This is a genomic window from Parafrankia sp. EUN1f (genome assembly GCF_000177675.1).
Lineage (GTDB): Bacteria > Actinomycetota > Actinomycetes > Frankiales > Frankiaceae > Parafrankia.
The window spans coordinates 1-16912 of the sequence record NZ_ADGX01000014.1 but is presented as its reverse complement, the minus strand read 5'-3'; the positions used below and the strand labels follow the sequence as shown (position 1 = coordinate 16912).

Sequence of the window (16912 nt, the reverse complement as noted above, 5' to 3'; positions counted from 1 at the left end):
CCGACGGCGGCCCGAAGCCACCGTTCGAAGACCCGAAGCCACCGCTCGAAGATCTGAGGATTCTGGTCGTGCCGGCGACCAGAATCCTCAGATCTTGCTCAACAGCAGCGACGGCACCGACGGTTCGCCAGTTCGCCCTGGCCGGATCCGGGCCTCCGGGGGCACCGGCCCGGGCGGAGGCGAGGCCCGGCCGCTCGCCGTCACGAGCTACGCAGAAGGGCCCAACCACCCGACTACTCAAAAGGGCCCGTAGTCCGACGGGTTGTCGCCGGAGCCGCGCCCCGCGCCACCGATCGGACCGGAGGGCCCGGTGCTCGGCGTGCTCGACGTGTGGCCCTGGCCGGTCGAGCCGCCGCCCGGTCCCCGGCCCTTGCCGGTGAACTTGCTGGTCAGGTGCTTGAACTTCTCCCGGTTCTCCGGCTTGTTCGCCACCGTCCGGGCCTTGTCGACCATCTCCTGGGCCTTGGGGCTGTGGAGCAGCTCCTGGACCTTGCTGGTGAAGTTCGCCATACCCTCGGTGTACCTGCGTCAGGCCCGGTTCATGCCGACAACCCCGCACGCGTGGAGACACGGCAGCGCCCGGGTCACCCCGAACCGTTCGGCAGCAGGCCCGAGAGCCCGCCGGGCAGGTCCTCAAGCCGGCTGCGCAGACTCTCGTCGCCCGCGGACGGAATCTCAATGTTGTCGTTGTTCAGCTCCGGGATCTGGTTACGCAGATCGTCGCTCTTGCCCCGGAACCGGTCGATGATCTCGTCGTCCACCGTGTCCCGGACCGAGGTGACGATCTTGTCCCAGATCTGCTGGCGCTTGTCGTCCACCATCGTCGCGATCTGGTCGGCCGCGGACAGCAGAAGCAACACCATCAACACGAAGATGATCGTCCGCTTGAACGGGATCCGCAGCCGCCACCGCCGCCGCGGACGGCGCGGCTCGCGGTAGGGAGCTGGTTCCGGCGCGGGCGGAGGCGCGGGCGGCGGGCGGTGCGCGTCACCATAGGGCGGACGGTGGGCGTCGCGGTACGCGGAGCGCGGGGCGTCCTCGTAGTAGGGGGCCGCGGGTGGTGCGGGTGGCGGCGCCGGGCGGGCGGCGCGCGGTGCGGCCTGCCCGGGGCCGGCCGAGCCCGCCGGGTAGGGGGCACCTGACCGGGCCAGGTCGGGTTGGTCGCCGTACTGGACGAATCCACCCTTGCGTCGACGCGCCGGCTGCGGACCGCCCGCGCCCGGCGCGGGCTGGCCGGGCTGGTATGCCTGGCCCGCCCCCGCGGAGCCGCCGCGGGCGGCATCCGGTGGTGCCTCCCACCAACGGCCACTGACGTCACCGGCGCCCGCGACCCGGGTCTGCGCCGGCCGCTGGGCCGCGCCGGCACCGTACGCGGCACCCGCACCCGCACCCGCGGCGCCCGCGCCCAGCCCGAGACCGGCCGCTGCCGCGGCGGCGGACCGGCTGCTGGGCCAGGTGTTGTCGATGACCTCGGTGGCCGCGACCCGGGGGTTCGCCTTGGCACCACCCCGGTCACCGAGCAGGCGCAGCAGCAGCTGCTCCGCGGACGGACGGCGCCGCGGATCACGATGCAGGGCGGAGCTGACGATGCCGGCCAGCGCGGGCGGAACCTGGCGCAGATCGGGTTCGGTGGTGAGCACCCGCTCCGACATCTCCAGGTAGGTGCCGTCGCCGTAGGGGTGGTCACCGGCCGCGGCATACGCGACGAGCAGGCCCCAGGCGAAGACGTCGGTGGCCGGGCCTACCGGCGCCGTGCCCTCCATCTGCTCCGGGGCCATCCAGCCGACCGAGCCCAGGACCAGCCCGGTCTGGGTCCTCCCGCTGACCGCGTCGAGCGCGCGGGCGATCCCGAAGTCGATCACCCTGGGGCCGGAGTAGGACAGCAGGACGTTGCTCGGCTTGAGATCGCGGTGGACGATGCCAGCGCCGTGGATCGCGGTCAGCGCCGAGGCGACACCCACGGCCACACCCTGCAGGGTCGACAGCGGAAGCGCCCCGGATTCGTCCACCACCCGGTCGAGGCGGGCGCCGTCGATGAACTCGGTGACCAGGTAGGGGCGGCGCGCGTGCGGGTCCGCGTCGAGGACCTGTGCGGTGCAGAAGGGAGCGACCCGGCGCGCGGCGGCGACCTCGTCGGCGAAACGGTCCCGGAACTGGGGATCCACCGCGAGATCCGACCGGATCACCTTGATGGCCACCTTGCGGCCCTGCTGGTCGAGGGCGAGGTAGACCCGGCCCATGCCACCGGCACCCAGCCGGCCGATCACCTCATACCGCCCGATCGACGTCGGATCGTCCGGGTGCAGAGGTTCTCCCTGCGACCGGAGGGCCGATCGGTCCGCCACGTCTCGCCCGCTCTCCGCTCGTCGGCGCGGCCACGAACGACGCGCCCGGTGTTCGCGCGCATCGCGCGAACACAGCCATCATCACGCTTCGGCGGCGCCCATGACAGACCTCCGAACCCGGGTCATGAAACGCATCGCCGACCGCGACGCTAACGCGCCCGCGACCGCGCGGCCGTGCGCTGTCCGCATTCCGACGCCGCGGCGCCGACCGGTAGCCTGATCGGCACGATCTCGCTGGTCGCGTTCTCGCGAGAAGCGGAGGAAGCGGAGAAAGAGGCCGGCTTCGGCGCGGGCCTGGCGCTTCGGGCACCCGGCGAGGAGAGAGCCTACCTGCGGCCGCCGACGGGACAGGGCCGGCGGCAGCAGGTACGGGAAGAGCACACCATCGCCGACCCGCCCATGTCGAACGCCTGTTCACACCATTGGGGAGTGAAAGCCCGTTCTCGTGGGCTTGCACGGACTTCGACCACCCGGGCGTGTTACTCAACCGGGTGGTCGGGGCGATTCGCCCGGTATTCTCCCGCTCCGCCCGATACCTGCCGTGGCTCCGGCCCCATCTCCCCCGGTCCCCCAGCGGCGGCGCAGGGCGGGCGGCGGCAGACTTGAGGTCATGCGCGGTCTACTGGTGATCGGACACGGCTCACGCCGAGACGAGGCGAATGCCATGGTGATCGAGCTCGCGCGCGCGCTCGGCCGCGGCGGCGACCCCGTGGGCGAGGAGCTGTTCCACGCCGGCACGGCAGACGCGGGCTCGCCAGACGCAGGCACAGCAGACGCAGGCACGGCGAGCGCGGGCACGGCGAGCGCGGGCACGGCGAGCACCGCACCGGCCTGGCAGGCGGTGGAACCCGCCTTCCTCGACGTCGTCCACCCGGACATCGCCCAGGGCTATGCCGCGCTGGTCCGTGCCGGCTGCTCGGAGATCATCGCGCACCCGTTCTTCCTGTTCGAGGGCAACCACACCACCCGCGACATACCCGCGGCACTGGCCGCCGCCCAGGCGGAGCACCCCACGACCCGCTGGACGATCACCCGCCCGCTCGGGCTGCATGCGGGCGTCGTACAGGCGGTGCGGGCCCGCATCGACGACGCCGTCGGCCGGCTCGGCCCCGGCTACTACCCGGGTGTCGGCCGACCGGTCACAAGCTCGCCGACGACCGCCGCGAGGGGGTAGATCCCGGGCTCCGCCGGCACGGCGTCCACCCGCAGCCCCACCGCCTCGCAGGCCTCGACGGTCCGGCGGCCCATGGCAGCGACCCGGACGGTGTCGGGCAGCGGCCCGTACAGCTCGAACAGGCAGCGCGCCGCGGTCGAGGAGGCGAGCGCGACGGCGTCGAGGTCACCGTGCCGCAGTTCCTCGGCGATCCTCGGGTCCGGCTCCGCCGCGACGTCCGTGAGCAGCCTGACCCGGCGCAGCGTCCGAATCCCCGCCGGCGGCGGCGCCGACCCGCAGATCACCACCCGCAGCCCCGGCACAGGCACCTCGGTCACCACTCGGTTGGCGACCTGGACCTCGGCCGAGGAGCGCACCGAGACGAGTCCCAGCGCGTCCAGGGCGGCGGCGGCCGAGTCGGAGGCGGCGATGAGGGTCAGACCGGCGAGGGCCCGTACGTCGGCGCCGGCCGCACGCAGCAGCGTCACGGTCGCCGCGACCTCGTCCGCGTCCGCCAGCACCAGGCCGTCCGCGCCCGGCAGCGCCTCCCGCAGGGCGGCGCCGTCGGTGGCCGGGACGAGACGGCTGACCACGGTCTCGACCGCCTCCGCGCCGAGCTCGCGCAGCCTGCGGGCGAGCAGGCTGTGCCGAGCCCGCGTCCGCGGCACGAGCACTCGGACGCCCGCCAGCGGCCCGGTGGGCCCGGTGACCGTCGATCGGTCGCCGCCGGTATCGGCCGCCGAGCCCACCGCCGCCTGATCAGGCAGAACGGCGGCGTCGCGCCGAGCCGCGACCGGGCCGACCACCAGCACGGCCGGTGAGCGCAGCCGAAAGGCGACGGCGTCGACGGCGATGGACTCCAGCGTCGTCCGCAGCACCCGCTGGGCGGGCGTCGTCCCACGTTCGATGACAGCGGCCGGGGTCTCCGGCGGACGTCCGCCGCGCAGCAGGGCGTCGGCGATGTCGATCAGTCGGGCGACCCCCATGAGCACGACGACCGTGGCGCGTGAGGACGCCAGCGCAGCCCAGTCCACCGTCGAGTCGGGATGACCCGGCGGGACGTGGCCCGACACGATGGTGAGGTCCTGCGCCACCCCGCGATGGGTGACGGGAATGCCGGCGTAGGCCGGCGCGGCGATCGCGGAGGTCACACCGGGGACCACGGTGGCGCGGATACCGGCGGCGGCGCAGGCCTCGGCCTCCTCACCACCGCGGCCGAGCAGGAACGGGTCACCGCCCTTGAGCCGCACCACCATCGCACCGGTTCGGGCCTCAGCCACCAGGATCTGGTTGACCTCGTCCTGGCTGCGCGATCGCGTCGGGCTCTTGCCGACATGGATGATGCGAGCGTCCGGCCGGACCACGTCGAGCAGCACGGCCGCGGCCAACCGGTCGGCGACCACCACGTCCGCGGCGGCGAGCAGCTCGCGGCCACGGACCGTCAGCAGCCCGGGATCACCCGGCCCGGCACCCACCAGCCAGACCTCACCAGGGCCGCCGCGGCCGGTGCTCGGGCGCCCGGTCGTCGTGGGCTCCAGGGCCGAGGCCGAGCCCGGGGCCGGGGCCGATCCAGGTTGATGGGCGCCCGGCCCGATCATCGCGAGAACCACGGCGTGCACGGTACAGGCCAGAGGTCACCGCAGGTCGGGGTCACCATCAGCTACGAGCTGCCGCTGCTGCCGAGCAGTACCTGAGGATCGTGGTCACCGGAACAACCAAGATCCTCAGATCCTCAGGCTGCGGCTACGAGCTGCCGCCGCCGGAGGCCGCTGTACTAGTGGATGCCGCACTCGGTCTTGCTGGTGCCGGCCCAGCGGCCGTCCCGGCCGGTGCCCCGCCTGGTGCACGGCCAGCAGCCCACCGAGTCGTAGCCGTCGCTGAGCAGCGGGTTGACGATCACGTTGTGCTCCTGGACGTACCGGTTGACGTCCTCGTCCGTCCACGCGGCCAGGGGAAGCACCTTGACCTTGCCGCGGCGCTGGTCCCAGCCGATGACCGGCAGGTTGCGCCGCCCCGCCGACTCGGCGCGGCGGGAGCCGGCGGCCCAGGCCCGGTACGGCGCGAGCGCACGGTCCAGCGGGACGACCTTCCGCATCCGGCAGCACAGGTCCGGGTCGCTCTCGTAGAGCCGCGGGCCGTGCACGGCGTCCTGCCCGGCGACGGTGAGCTGCGGGCTCGCGCTGATGATCGGCAGGGAGTAGGTCTGCGCGACGGCGTCGCGGGTGCCGATGGTCTCGGCGAAGTGGTAACCGGTGTCGACGAAGATCACCGGAACGTCCGACCGGATCCGCGACAGCATGTCGGCGAGAACCGCCTCGGCCATGGAGGCCGCGACAGCCAGCCCGGCGCCGAACTCCTCCACCGCCCAGCCGAGGATCTCCTCGGCTGGCGCGCCTTCGAGCTCCTCGCCGGCCCGCAGTGCCCGGGCCTTCAGCGCGGCATCCATCAGTTCGTCTCCTCCACGTCCGACGGCGCTGCGGCGGTGCCGTTCGCCGAACCCGGTGTTCTGGCCGTCGTCCCGACGGCGACGTCCCTGCTGGTCTGATCGGGGCTGCTGTGATCGGGTGTCGCCGCTACCAGCGCCGTGAGGCTGAGCCGGAAAGCCCGCCGGCAGGCCCGGCAGGCCCAGTGCCCGTGCCCCTCGCCCGTACCGCCCGGGGCGGGCTCGGGTACGAGCTCCTCCTCGCCGCAGTACGGGCAGTAGAAGGGGACGGCACGGGCGCTCACGTCGCGCCTCCTGAGGCGCCGTGGCTGGGCGCCGTCAGCAGCGCCTCGTCGGCGTGCTCCGCCCAGTCGGCGAACGTGTCGCCGTCGGACCGGTTCGCCTGGTAGGTCTCCAGCAGCCCGACGACATAGTCGACGAGGCCGTCCGCGGTCACCTTGAGCCCACGGGACTTGCGGCCCAGCCGGGAACGGGTGCCGAGGTGCCCACCGAGGTGGACCTGGAAGCCCTCGACCATCTCGCCCTTGTCGTCGGGGACGAGGGAGCCCTTGAGGCCGATGTCCGCCACCTGGAAGCGGGCGCAGGCGTTCGGGCACCCGTTGATGTTGATGCCGATCGGCTCGTCGAAGTCCGGCAGCCGGCGCTCGAGCTCGAGGATGAGGTCGCGGGCGTTGCCCTTGGTCTCGACGATCGCCAGCTTGCAGAACTCGATGCCGGTGCAGGCCATCGTGCTGCGGCGGAACACGCTCGGCTTCACGACCAGGTCGAGCTCGGCGAGCTCGGCCTCGAGCGCGTCGAGGTCGCTCTCCGGCACGTCGAGGATCACCAGCTTCTGCATGGTGGTCGCCCGGATCCGGCCCTGGCCGAAACGGTCCGCCAGGTTCGCGACGGCGGTGAGGATGGTGCCGCTCACCCGGCCGGCCCGGGGTGCGAAACCGACGGCGAAGCGCCCGTCGCGCTGGCGGTGGATCCCGATGTGGTCGCGCCCCTCGTTGCGCGGCGGAGGCGGCGGCGGGCCGTCCGGCAGCGGCGAGGCGAGGTACTCCTTCTCCAGGGTCGACCGCACCCACTCGACACCCATGTCGGCGACGAGGAACTTCAGCCGGGCCCGGGTCCGCATCCGCCGGTACCCGTAGTCACGGAAGAGCTGGATGACGCCGTGCCACACCTCGGCCACCCGGTCGGGCGTCACGAACGTGCCGAGGCGCACGCCGAGCTTCGGGTTCGTCGACAGGCCGCCGCCGACCCACAGGTCGTAGCCGGCGCCGAGCTCGGGGTGCACCACGCCGACGAACGCGATGTCGTTGATCTCGTGCAGGGTGCACTGGTCCGCGCAACCCGACATCGCGCTCTTGAACTTGCGCGGCAGGTTGGACAGTGACCGGTCCCCCACGAACCGCTCGACGACCTCGTCGATCACGCCGGTGGCGTCGATGACCTCGTCGTCGTCCACGCCCGCCAACGGGCAGCCGAGGATGACCCGGGGCGTGTCGCCACAGGACTCCTCGACCGTCATCCCCGCGGCCTCGAGCGCGCCCCAGATGGCCGGCACGTCCTCGATGCGGATCCAGTGCAGCTGGATGTTCTGGCGGTCGGTCACGTCGGCGACGTCGCGCCCGTACCGGGTGGAGATGTCCCCGATGACCCGAAGCTGATCGGACGTCAACCGGCCGCCGTCGAGGCGGATGCGCTGCATGAAGTAGCGGTCGTCGAGCTCCTCGGGCTCCAGCACGGCGGTACGCCCGCCACTGATCCCCGGCCGGCGCTGCGTGTAGAGCCCCCACCAGCGGAACCGACCGCGCAGGTCCTGCGGGTCGATCCCGTCGAAGCCCGTCTGCGGGTAGAGGTTCAGAATGCGGTCACGGACATCGAGACCGTTCTGGTCCTTCTTCATCCGCTCGTTGGCGTTCAGCGGCTCGGTGTAGCCCAACGCCCACTGGCCCTGCCCCTTCGGTCGGGACGGAGCGTTCGAGCGCGCGGCACGCGGGTTCGGAGCAGGAGAAGTCATGGTATCTCTCGGTGAGCAGGGTCCACCCAGGCGTGACACGCCGAGGTGGGCGGAGTCAGCGGGAGCGGCGACAGCCGGCGCTGGAGACGCGCAACAGGTCGACGTGGAGACGCGCGACCAGGCGAGGGTCGATGGGACCGACATCAGTCGGCCGCGGCATGGGCCCGACCCGCGAGGGGGCCCCGAGGCCTGACAGCCCGGCCACAGGGAACGCGCCAGCACGCCGGCGCCGAGCGACCATCCGCCGCTCGCCCGACGGCTCCAGCGCGTGGACCCGGGCAGTCACGCTGGCCATGTTCCCACAGATGAGGCGCAGACGTCGTGGATACGTCGTCACACCTCATCTGGGTCACAGGCCAGCCACAACCGGCAACCAAGTCCACGTTCGGGCGGGGCGGGTTCCGACCCCGGGCAGGGCTCAGACCAGACGGGGCCTGCGACACATCTGGCGAATCCGGTCCAGCAGGGCCCCGGTGGACAGGTCCTTCTCCATGAGCTCGTCGGCACCGAGCGCCATGGCCTCCTCACGCAGGCTTCGCTCCGAGAAGCCCGTGAAGATCACCACTCGCGCCTCGGGCACGGCCCGGCGGACGCGTGGCAGCGCACCGAGCCCGTCGAGGACGGGCATCGCCACGTCCAGCAGCACCAGGTCCGGCTCCGTCCGGGCGACGACCTCGACCGCTTCGGCACCGTTGGCCGCCCGGCCGACCACGGTGAAGTCCGGCTCGGTGTCGAACAGGAGGCACAGAAGCTCGCGGAGCCCGTCGGCGTCGTCCGCGACGACCACACGGTAGGGACCCCGCCGGCCGCCGCGGCCGCGGGCCACCGAAACCCGGTGCGCCGCCCCGGCGATACCGACCTCGGGGAGGCCGGCCGCCGAGACACCAGCCTCAGGGACATCAACCCCGGGGACATCAACCCCAGTGAGGTCGATCTCCTCATCCGTCGACGGCCAGGAGTCCATCACTCGTCTTTTGTACGCGCTACCCGGCGCCGCGCCCATCGTCATTCGGGATGGTTCCACGGTATGACCCAAACGCGCTGGACACCCACCCGTTCGCTCCGGCTTGAAGCCCCTCTCGGGCCATCCACTCCGGATACCCGCGACACTGCGACGAATTGTGGCGACGCGACGGCGACCAACGCTTTTTCGGTCCCATTTCCGGCGCGTCAATAAAAACGCCCAGCACACAACCAATTCACAATAGAACGGCGCCCAACGGCACGGGCGCGAGACGCGCGGCGGGGCGCCGATCCAGCTCGCGACACAACGACATGGACCGCGGGAGCACCTCACACCCTAAGCCGTGAACAGCCGTCCGACTACGAAGAGTAGCCATCACGAAGGCAACACCGCTACCACAGGCCCGCACGAGAGAGGTAACTGTCCGTGTCCGGGACCTTTGACCCAAGGCACTCCTTGTGCCAGGAGGAGTATTGTCATCACTCCAGGTGATGCTTCACCCGGTCACCTCTACGCACAGGTACAGCTAGCCGCAGGCGCAGCAGCGTCAGAGACAACCCAAGCAGACACAGATAACCCCGTACGCACACGGTGGCAGGCATCGGATTGTCCGGAGCGTGGGCGCGACCTCAGCCAGGGAGCATCCACCCCGTCGTCAACGGTGTCGCCACGCCCCCACGACAGTGAGCGGGCAGCCGACGACAGCGGCGCACGACCGGCGTTTCATCCGCCCCGCCCACTGGATGAAGCACGCCGGAGTGGTCGCGTCTCGGAGCCCCGGGCAGCGGAAGGATCGGCGCACATGCGGCAACGGAGCCGGGGCCGGCAGGGTTTGAGTACCGCGGAGGACATGCTCCCGACGGAGATCCGACGGCGCCGTTGCGAACGTGGCCTGACCCGGGAGGAGCTTGCTGGCCGGACTGGTTACAGCCGCCAGTACATCAGCCAGTTGGAGCAGCCCAGCCGCGGCATCCCGGCCCGGCCGGTCCTGGCCGCGGTGGACGCGGCACTGGAAGCCGGCGGCGCACTCGTCGACCTGCGTGAGGCTGCCGTCGCCGAACGCGCCGAACGGCGCGGGCAGCAGCCGGACGCCGAGGTCGAATCCCGCCGTCGGATCGGCGACCTGCTCGACCACCGTCGCTCCGATCGCGAGCTGGACTATCTCGACCGGCTTGCCGCGGATCTCATCGCCGCCGCGGACGCGCTGGAACCGGCCGACGTCACCGCCCGGGTGCTCGACCAGCAGACCTTCGTCGACCAGCTCCTGGCGACCCCGATGCTGCCGCACCAGCAGTTCCGGCTCTTCATGATCGCCGGCCACCTCGCAGGCCTGCTGGCGATCTCCCTGCTCGACATGGACGAGCTGGCGAAGGCGAGCACCTGCTGCCTGGAGGCCGCGGTCTTCACCGAGCTGACCGGGCACGAAGGGCTACGAGCGTGGACGCTGGCGATCAACAGTCTCATCGACGCCGCGGCCCGGCATGCGGACGAGACCGGAGCCTCGGCGGTGGCGGGCGCGGGGGCAACGGCCGAACGCTCGGAGCCGAGGCTGGTGACGGCGCGAACTGTCAGGAATCCTGACATCGGCTCGGGGAGTCGCGCTTCTCGGCCGCCGGCCAGCCGCGACCCCGACCTGGCGCTGGAAACACCTCCCCGTAACTCCGGGTACACCGACGAGCAGCAGAACCGTGGGGAGCCTCCGCTGGCGAGTGGCCCGTCCGACGCCCGTCCGGTGCTCCCCCACCGGCAGGCCGAGGAACTCTCGTCACTGTCCGCATCCAGTTTCGGCGATTCGCCGTTCGGCCCGTCGCCGAGCGTCGACGAGATGTTGATTGCTCCGGGCGGGCGCGCGACTCCGCCCCGGCTGATCGCTCTCGTCAAAAGGCGGATCGCTCGCTTCGCCACGGCGTCGGCCCAGCGAGCTACTCCACCGGTGGGCATCTCCCAGGCTTTCCGCCCGCCGGTCTGAATCTATAGACCGATTGATCCTTTTTCGTCGCGACCCATACCTGCGGCATCCCCGACCAGGCACCGTGAGACGAAGAAGGATCATTGATCGAAGCGATCGAGGAAACGTGGTCCCGCCGCGCCGATTATCGGCGACGGTGCGTCACACCGCGGCGAAAATGATCTCGTCGAGTGGGGGTGCGTCACCACGCGCCGCCGCCCGGCGGGCGAATTCGAGAATCCCCGCCTGCTGCCTGGCTCCCAGGCGAAAATCCAGGGTCGTGAAGTAGCGCGCGAGGGTCGCGGGGTCGAAAACCTCGAACCTCGCCGCCCGCCGGGCAACCTCGTCCACCTCACGCAGCGCCACATCGAGGCTCGACCGGAACGCGGCGTGCACCTCCTTGACCACTCCAGGGTGGTCGGTGGCGAAGGAACGCCGCGCGGCCCAGACCGCGAAGACCATCGGCAGGCCAGTCCATTCGCGCCATTCGTTTCCGAGGTCGACGACCTGGAGGGGGTGGCCCTCACCGGCCCGCTCCGCGTCGTAGGTCGCCCGCAGCGCCACGTCACCGATGGTCACAGCCGCATCGGCCTCACGCAGCATCAGCGGAATCTCCGGCGGCATCGTGACGTACTCCGGCCGCAGCCCCCATCGCTGCTCGAACAGCATCCGGGCCAGCAGCACGCTCGTCCGGGACGTCGACCCCAGCGCGACGGTGCGGATCTGCTCGAACGGGACAGCGCTGCTGACGACGACGGACAGCACCGGGCCATCCGAACCCACGGCCAGGTCAGGCAGGAGGACGAGCTCGTCCGCGTGCCTCAGGTACTCGACCAGGCTGATCGGGCCGATGTCGAGATCGCCGGCGACCAGGGCTTCGTTGAGCCGGTCCGGGGAGTCCTTGGTCAGATCCAGGTCGAGCAGCGCGTCGGAATGGACCAGACCCCAGTACAGCGGAAGACAGTTGAGGAACTGGATATGGCCGACCCTCGGTCGCGCGGCCCGCGCCAGGAGCCCGGCCTCCGTCAGCACTCCCACGGCCTGCTCAGGCACTCCCGCGCGGGTCGGCGCCGCCGGCCGCGTCTGGGCCCCGACCTGCTCGGGCACCCCGACGTGCTCACGCGCCCCGGCCCGGCCCGCTGTCTCCGGCGGCCGTGCCCACGGCGCCGGGTCCGCCGCCGTCATCTGGACTCGCCGCCGCGCCGCGCGGCAACGCTGTCCAGCACTGCCCGGCGCTGCCGCAGCGCGAGTGGATAGCTGAGCAGCCCGCTGACAACCAGCGCAAGGGCGAAACCGAGCAGGCCACCCACACCGACGAGCAACAGCACCGCGAGAACCGCCGCGAAAAGCGCGGCGCGGATCGCGAAATACCGCAGGTTGAGGCCCCACATGCCGACCTCGCCAGCCGGCCGCTGGCTCCCTCGCGATCCAGCGCGACGCGGCAGGCGGGACACCGGACCGGCCGGCGGTACGTCGTCAGCGGACATCATGCGCTCCGGTTTCTGGAGGTACGGCGTGCTCGGCGGCGTACCCAGCCAAGGCGCTGCAGCAACGCCGGATAGAAGCCCAGCCCGAGAAAGATGATCAGCAGCCCGAGCAGACCGGCCGGGCCGATCGCGAGGCCGGCCCAGCGCAGCAGGCTGTAGGCGACCAGCCCCGGGACGAGGATCACCAGGAACGCCAGCACGAAGATCGAGCCCATGCCGGGCGCACCCGCCGGCCGGTTCGGACGAGCCTGACCGGCCCGCACAGGGCCCGCCGCGCCGCCCGAGGGGCCACCAGATCCGGACACAGCCACCGCCTCGGCCCGCACGGGCCCAGCCTCGCCCCCGGCAGGGCCGGCCGGGGATCTCTCGTCGCTGGTCATGACCGGTCAGGCGTCGATCGCGACGGGCTTGTCCCGCCTGGTGGAGTCCGGACCGTCGTAGGTACGAATGACCCGGTAGCGGGTGTCCCGCTCGACCGGGCGGAACCCGGCGTCGCGGATCACGCCGAGCAGGTCGTCACGGGTCATCGTGGTGGGCGTGCCGAACCCGTCCGCATCATGTGTGATCTTGTATTCGACCACCGACCCGTCGAGGTCGTCCGCGCCGAAGTTGAGCGCGAGCTGGGCCGTGGTCAGCCCGTGCATCACCCAGAAGCACTTGATGTGGTCGACGTTGTCGAACAACAGCCTGGAGACGGCGAAGGTCTTCAGCGCCTCGGCGCCCGTCGCCATCGGCTGCCCCATCAGCCGGTTCCGCGGATCCCCCACCGAGTCGTGCTGGAAGCGCAGCGGGATGAACACCGCGAAGCCACCGGTCTCGTCCTGCAGCTCACGCAGGCGAAGCACGTGGTCGACCCGGTGCCGCGGCTCCTCGACGTGCCCGTAAAGCATGGTGCACGGTGTCCGCAGGCCCTTGGCGTGAGCGAGCCGGTGGATCCGCGACCAGTCCTCCCAGTGGGTCTCGTGCCCGACGATGTGCTGCCGGACCTCCCAGTCGAAGATCTCCGCGCCGCCGCCCGTCAGGGACTCGAGGCCGGCGTCGATGAGCTCGTCGAGGATCTCGTCGGCAGGCAGGCCGCTGATCTTCTCGAACCAGTGGATCTCGGTCGCGGTGAAGGCCTTGAGCGCGACGCCGGGCAGTGCCTTCCCCAGCTCGCGCAGCGAGCGCGGGTAGTAGCGCCACGGCAGGGTCGGGTGCAGGCCGTTGACGATGTGCAGTTCGGTGATACCGGCCGGCTCCATCTCCTTCGCGAGCCGCACCGCCTCCTCGATACGCATCGTGTAGGCGTCCGACTCGCCGGGCTTGCGCTGGAACGAGCAGTAGGCGCAGGACGCGGAGCAGACGTTCGTCAGGTTGAGATGCCGGTTGACGTTGAAGAAGGTCTGGTCACCGTTCTTCCGGGTCCGCACCTCGTGAGCAAGCCCACCGAGCCAGGCGAGGTCGTCGCTGGCATACAGCGCCTCGCCGTCGGCCCGGCTGAGCCGGGCTCCTTCGTGGACCTTGGCTTCGATCTCTCGCTTGAGCCCGGCATCCATGGATCCCAGACTAGCGCCGCGGACCGTCGGGCCATGGCGGTCACATCCGCCATCAGAGCCGTGACGCAGGACGCAGTTCGTTCCCACCTGCCCCGAAAGTGGACGTCAGCCGCCCGACGGGGGTCCCGGGGGCCCTCGTCACGGGAACGCTCGGCGGCCCGGCGCTGCATGCGCCCCAATGGCCAGGTGAGCAATCCCGCGACCGCGAAGGCGATGATGAGCGCCAGCACCAGGTTGACGCCCGCGACGATGAGGACCACGGCAAGGACCACCAGAACGACCAGCCGGGCCAGAAAGTACGGCAGCTGGACACGCAGGTCGGGGGCGACCTCGGCCGGCTTCCCGGACTGCGCCGCCTTACCGGGCTGAACTGCCTTACCGGGCTGAACTGCCTTACCGGGCTGCACCGCCTTACCGGACTGCACCGCCTTACCGGACTGCACCGCCCTACCGGGCTGCACCGCCCTACCGGGCTGTGCCGCCGGCCCGCGCCCCGGCTCCGGCTCCGGCTGCCCCTTCATGGAACGCCCCGCGGCCGGCCCCTTCCGGGCTGCCGACTTCCCGGTGCTCCCCGGCCGCTCCGTCCGCCTCCCTGCCATGGCCCCTGTCCGCTCCTCATCGCCTCGGGTGGCCGCGGTGAGCGGCCTGTTCATGCGGTCTGTTGTACCCGGATCGGGCCCACCCGGGTCAGGTCGGATCGGGCTGGGGCCCGGCCGCGGCGGAGCGGGCCTCGCCCAGGGTGCCCGTCCAGCGGCGGAACAGGTCGTTGGGCACCCCGGCGGCGTCGAGGACCCGGCCCGCGACGAAGTCGGCAAGGTCGTCGACGTCGCGGGCGCCCGCGTAGAAGCCCGGGCTCGCCGCCGCCACGACCGCGCCGGCGGCATCGAGATCGAGCATGTGGCGCAGCGTCGCGCGGGTGTAGGGCATCTCCCGGGGCACCACGACGAGGCGCCGCCCCTCCTTGAGGGTGACGTCGGCCGCGCGTTGCAGCAGGTCCTTGGACAGGCCGAGCGCGACCCCGGCGAGCGACGCCGTGCTGGCCGGAACGACGATCATGCCGCGGGTCGGGTACGACCCGCTGCTGGGGCGCGCACCGAGATCGGCCGGTGGATGCACCTCGACCAGGCGGTCTATCCGGGCGCTCACCTCGTCGGCGTCCCGTCGGCGTGTCCCGTCGGCGCGCCTGCCCAGCCAGGTCGACAGCGGGTCGAGCCAGGCGGCGTCGCGCCAGCCGATGCCCGTCTCGTCCAGCAGGGTGAGCCGGGCGGCACGGGAGAGCACGAGATCGACCGGCAGCTGGGCCGCGAGCAGACCCCGCAGCACAGCGGCCGCGTACGGGGTTCCGCTGGCACCGCTGACCCCGACGATCCACGGCACCCTGACCACCTCGCCGGCTGCCATGGCGGCCGTACCGGCGGTGGCGGCCGTGGCATTCGTCCCGCCGGTTGGCACGTTGCCGCCCGTCAAGCTCAGGCGCCGAGGCCGCGGTCGATCAGGTCCACCAGGGCGAAGGCGAACAGGGTGATCCCGACGAACCCGTTGGCGGTGAGGAAGGCGCGGTTCACCCGGGAGAGGTCGGTCGGTGACACGATGCTGTGCTCGTAGCAGAACGCGGCGGCGGTCAGTGCCAGGCCCGCCCACCACCAGACACCGAAGTCCTCGACCAGGCCGAACCAGACGAACAGTGCGAAGGTCACGACATGGGTCACGACCGACGCGGCCAGCGCGGCCCGGACCCCGAAGCGGGCGGGCACGGACCGAACGCCGATCCGCCGGTCGACCTCGGCATCCTGGCAGGAGTAGATCAGGTCGAAGCCGCCGATCCAGGTGCCCACGGCCAGCCCGAGCAGCACCGCCGGCCAGGACCAGGTGTCTGTGATCGCGATCCACGCGCCGACCGGGGCCACCGCCTGCGCGATCGCCAGCACCGCGTGCGGGAAGTCCGTGAAGCGCTTCGCGTACGAGTAGACGATCAGCGGTGCGACCGCGACCGGAGCGAGCGCGAGGCACAGCCACGACAGCATCGCGGCCGAGCCGAGGAACACCGCCAGCGCGACGATCGACCCGACCACCGCGGTGCGCACCGACACCACACCGGTGACGAGCTCCCGGCCCGCCGTCCGCGGGTTCCGGGCGTCGATCGCCCGGTCGATGATGCGGTTGGTCGCCATCGCGAACGTGCGTGCCGCCACCATCGCGACCGTCACCAGCGCGAGATCACGCCAGTGGACGGACCGGGACATGTCGAAACACGCCGCGAACGCGGCCACGTAGGCGAACGGCAACGCGAAGACCGAGTGCTCGATGACGACCAGCCGCAGGAAGGCCCGCACCCGGCTGTGGGCCGGGCCATCGGACGCACGTCCCGGCAGACCGGACGCGCCGGACGCGCTGGACGTCCCGGAGGCGCTGGGCGCGAACGCGGCGTCGCTCACAGGCCGTACTCCTTCCACCGCCGGGTCACGGTCTCCCGGACGGCCTCGTCCATCACGATCTCCTCGGGCCAGCCGCCGTCGCGCCGGTAGCCCTCGGTCGGCAGCTTGCGGGTGGCGTCGACCCCGATCTTGCCGCCGTAGAACTGCTCGTAGGAGGCGTGGTCGAGGTGGTCCACCGGCCCCACCGTGGTGACCAGGTCATGCGCGTAGTCCACATTGCCGAAGGCCCGCCAGGCCACCTCGTGGTAGTCGTGCACGTCACAGTCGGCGTCGACGACGACGATCAGCTTCGACAGCGACAGCAGGCCGGCCCCCCAGACCGCGTTCATGACCTTCTGCGCGTGCTTGGGGAAGCGCTTCTCGATCGACACGATCGCGCAGTTGTGGAAGACCCCGGCCTCGGGCAGGTCGTAGTCGACGATCTCAGGGATCATCATCCGGATCAGTGGCAGGAAGATCCGCTCGGTGGCCTTGCCCATCGGCCCGTCCTCCTGGGGGGGACGCCCGACCACGATGCTCTGGAAGACGGGGTCGCGCTGCATCGTCATCACGTCGATGTGCAGGGCGGGGAACGGCTCGATCGGGGTGTAGAAG

The 16912-nt window shown here is 71.5% G+C and carries 16 protein-coding genes and 1 pseudogene; 2 read left to right on the top strand and 15 right to left on the bottom strand.

All coding sequences use genetic code 11. From position 1 onward, the window contains the following. Positions 1 to 237: 237 nt before the first annotated feature. Both FREUN1FDRAFT_RS05980 and FREUN1FDRAFT_RS05975 read right to left on the bottom strand, forming a co-directional pair. A complete protein-coding gene (locus FREUN1FDRAFT_RS05980) occupies positions 238 to 510 on the bottom strand; it encodes a hypothetical protein (RefSeq protein WP_006539079.1) in 273 nt (90 codons plus the stop codon). Positions 511 to 584: 74 nt separating this feature from the next. Next, complete coding sequence (locus FREUN1FDRAFT_RS05975) at positions 585 to 2345, bottom strand: serine/threonine-protein kinase (RefSeq protein WP_035950319.1); 1761 nt, start codon at positions 2343 to 2345, stop codon at positions 585 to 587. 610 nt (positions 2346 to 2955) lie between these two features. Between FREUN1FDRAFT_RS05975 and FREUN1FDRAFT_RS05965 the strand changes: the two genes are divergently transcribed. Further along, complete coding sequence (locus FREUN1FDRAFT_RS05965; RefSeq protein WP_232295064.1) at positions 2956 to 3519, top strand: sirohydrochlorin chelatase; 564 nt, start codon at positions 2956 to 2958, stop codon at positions 3517 to 3519. Here the strand turns inward: FREUN1FDRAFT_RS05965 and cobA are convergent. From cobA to FREUN1FDRAFT_RS05940, 6 genes are all read right to left on the bottom strand, one after another. After that, entirely contained in the window at positions 3462 to 5096 is a 1635-nt protein-coding gene (gene cobA, locus FREUN1FDRAFT_RS05960; protein ID WP_083828579.1) for a uroporphyrinogen-III C-methyltransferase, read from the bottom strand. The genes FREUN1FDRAFT_RS05965 and cobA overlap by 58 nt on opposite strands. Positions 5097 to 5272: 176 nt before the next feature. Beyond that, positions 5273 to 5944 (bottom strand): phosphoadenylyl-sulfate reductase, encoded by a 672-nt coding sequence (locus FREUN1FDRAFT_RS05955; protein WP_006539075.1) that lies wholly within the window; start codon positions 5942 to 5944, stop codon positions 5273 to 5275. Then, positions 5944 to 6225: a hypothetical protein gene (locus tag FREUN1FDRAFT_RS05950; protein WP_006539074.1), complete on the bottom strand. Its 282-nt coding sequence runs from the start codon at positions 6223 to 6225 to the stop codon at positions 5944 to 5946. Before FREUN1FDRAFT_RS05950 ends, FREUN1FDRAFT_RS05955 begins: the two co-directional genes overlap by 1 nt. After that, a complete protein-coding gene (locus tag FREUN1FDRAFT_RS05945) occupies positions 6222 to 7949 on the bottom strand; it encodes a nitrite/sulfite reductase (RefSeq protein ID WP_006539073.1) in 1728 nt (575 codons plus the stop codon). The genes FREUN1FDRAFT_RS05950 and FREUN1FDRAFT_RS05945 overlap by 4 nt, the downstream gene beginning before the upstream one ends. Before the next feature lie 55 nt (positions 7950 to 8004). Further along, positions 8005 to 8109 carry a putative leader peptide gene (locus FREUN1FDRAFT_RS47925; protein ID WP_341271968.1) on the bottom strand — a complete coding sequence of 35 codons (105 nt, stop codon included), beginning with the start codon at positions 8107 to 8109 and terminating at the stop codon, positions 8005 to 8007. 258 nt (positions 8110 to 8367) lie between these two features. After that, positions 8368 to 8913 (bottom strand): response regulator transcription factor, encoded by a 546-nt coding sequence (locus FREUN1FDRAFT_RS05940; protein WP_035950314.1) that lies wholly within the window; start codon positions 8911 to 8913, stop codon positions 8368 to 8370. Between the two features lie 802 nt (positions 8914 to 9715). Here FREUN1FDRAFT_RS05940 and FREUN1FDRAFT_RS05935 point away from each other — a divergent pair. Continuing rightward, complete coding sequence (locus FREUN1FDRAFT_RS05935; protein WP_006539071.1) at positions 9716 to 10882, top strand: helix-turn-helix transcriptional regulator; 1167 nt, start codon at positions 9716 to 9718, stop codon at positions 10880 to 10882. Between the two features lie 141 nt (positions 10883 to 11023). Here FREUN1FDRAFT_RS05935 and FREUN1FDRAFT_RS05930 read toward each other — a convergent pair whose 3' ends face one another. The 7 genes and pseudogenes from FREUN1FDRAFT_RS05930 to FREUN1FDRAFT_RS05900 all read right to left on the bottom strand — a co-directional run. Then, positions 11024 to 12046, bottom strand: coding sequence for a menaquinone biosynthetic enzyme MqnA/MqnD family protein (locus FREUN1FDRAFT_RS05930; RefSeq protein ID WP_006539070.1), 1023 nt, complete (start codon positions 12044 to 12046; stop codon positions 11024 to 11026). Next, entirely contained in the window at positions 12043 to 12348 is a 306-nt protein-coding gene (locus FREUN1FDRAFT_RS05925; RefSeq protein WP_035950311.1) for a DUF4229 domain-containing protein, read from the bottom strand. Before FREUN1FDRAFT_RS05925 ends, FREUN1FDRAFT_RS05930 begins: the two co-directional genes overlap by 4 nt. Then, on the bottom strand, positions 12348 to 12728 hold the full coding sequence (locus FREUN1FDRAFT_RS05920) for a hypothetical protein (protein ID WP_085948851.1): 381 nt from the start codon (positions 12726 to 12728) through the stop codon (positions 12348 to 12350). The genes FREUN1FDRAFT_RS05925 and FREUN1FDRAFT_RS05920 overlap by 1 nt, the downstream gene beginning before the upstream one ends. Before the next feature lie 6 nt (positions 12729 to 12734). Next, complete coding sequence (gene mqnE, locus FREUN1FDRAFT_RS05915; RefSeq protein ID WP_006539067.1) at positions 12735 to 13883, bottom strand: aminofutalosine synthase MqnE; 1149 nt, start codon at positions 13881 to 13883, stop codon at positions 12735 to 12737. A gap of 687 nt (positions 13884 to 14570) precedes the next feature. Continuing rightward, the gene (locus FREUN1FDRAFT_RS05910) at positions 14571 to 15284 is read right to left on the bottom strand and encodes a UbiX family flavin prenyltransferase (RefSeq protein ID WP_035950342.1); all 714 of its coding nucleotides are present in this window, start codon (positions 15282 to 15284) and stop codon (positions 14571 to 14573) included. A gap of 68 nt (positions 15285 to 15352) precedes the next feature. After that, positions 15353 to 16318, bottom strand: coding sequence for a menaquinone biosynthesis prenyltransferase MqnP (gene mqnP, locus FREUN1FDRAFT_RS05905; RefSeq protein WP_006539065.1), 966 nt, complete (start codon positions 16316 to 16318; stop codon positions 15353 to 15355). Next, positions 16315 to 16912: pseudogene (locus tag FREUN1FDRAFT_RS05900) on the bottom strand (UbiD family decarboxylase domain-containing protein); the annotation flags it as partial. The gene mqnP and the pseudogene FREUN1FDRAFT_RS05900, both read right to left, overlap by 4 nt.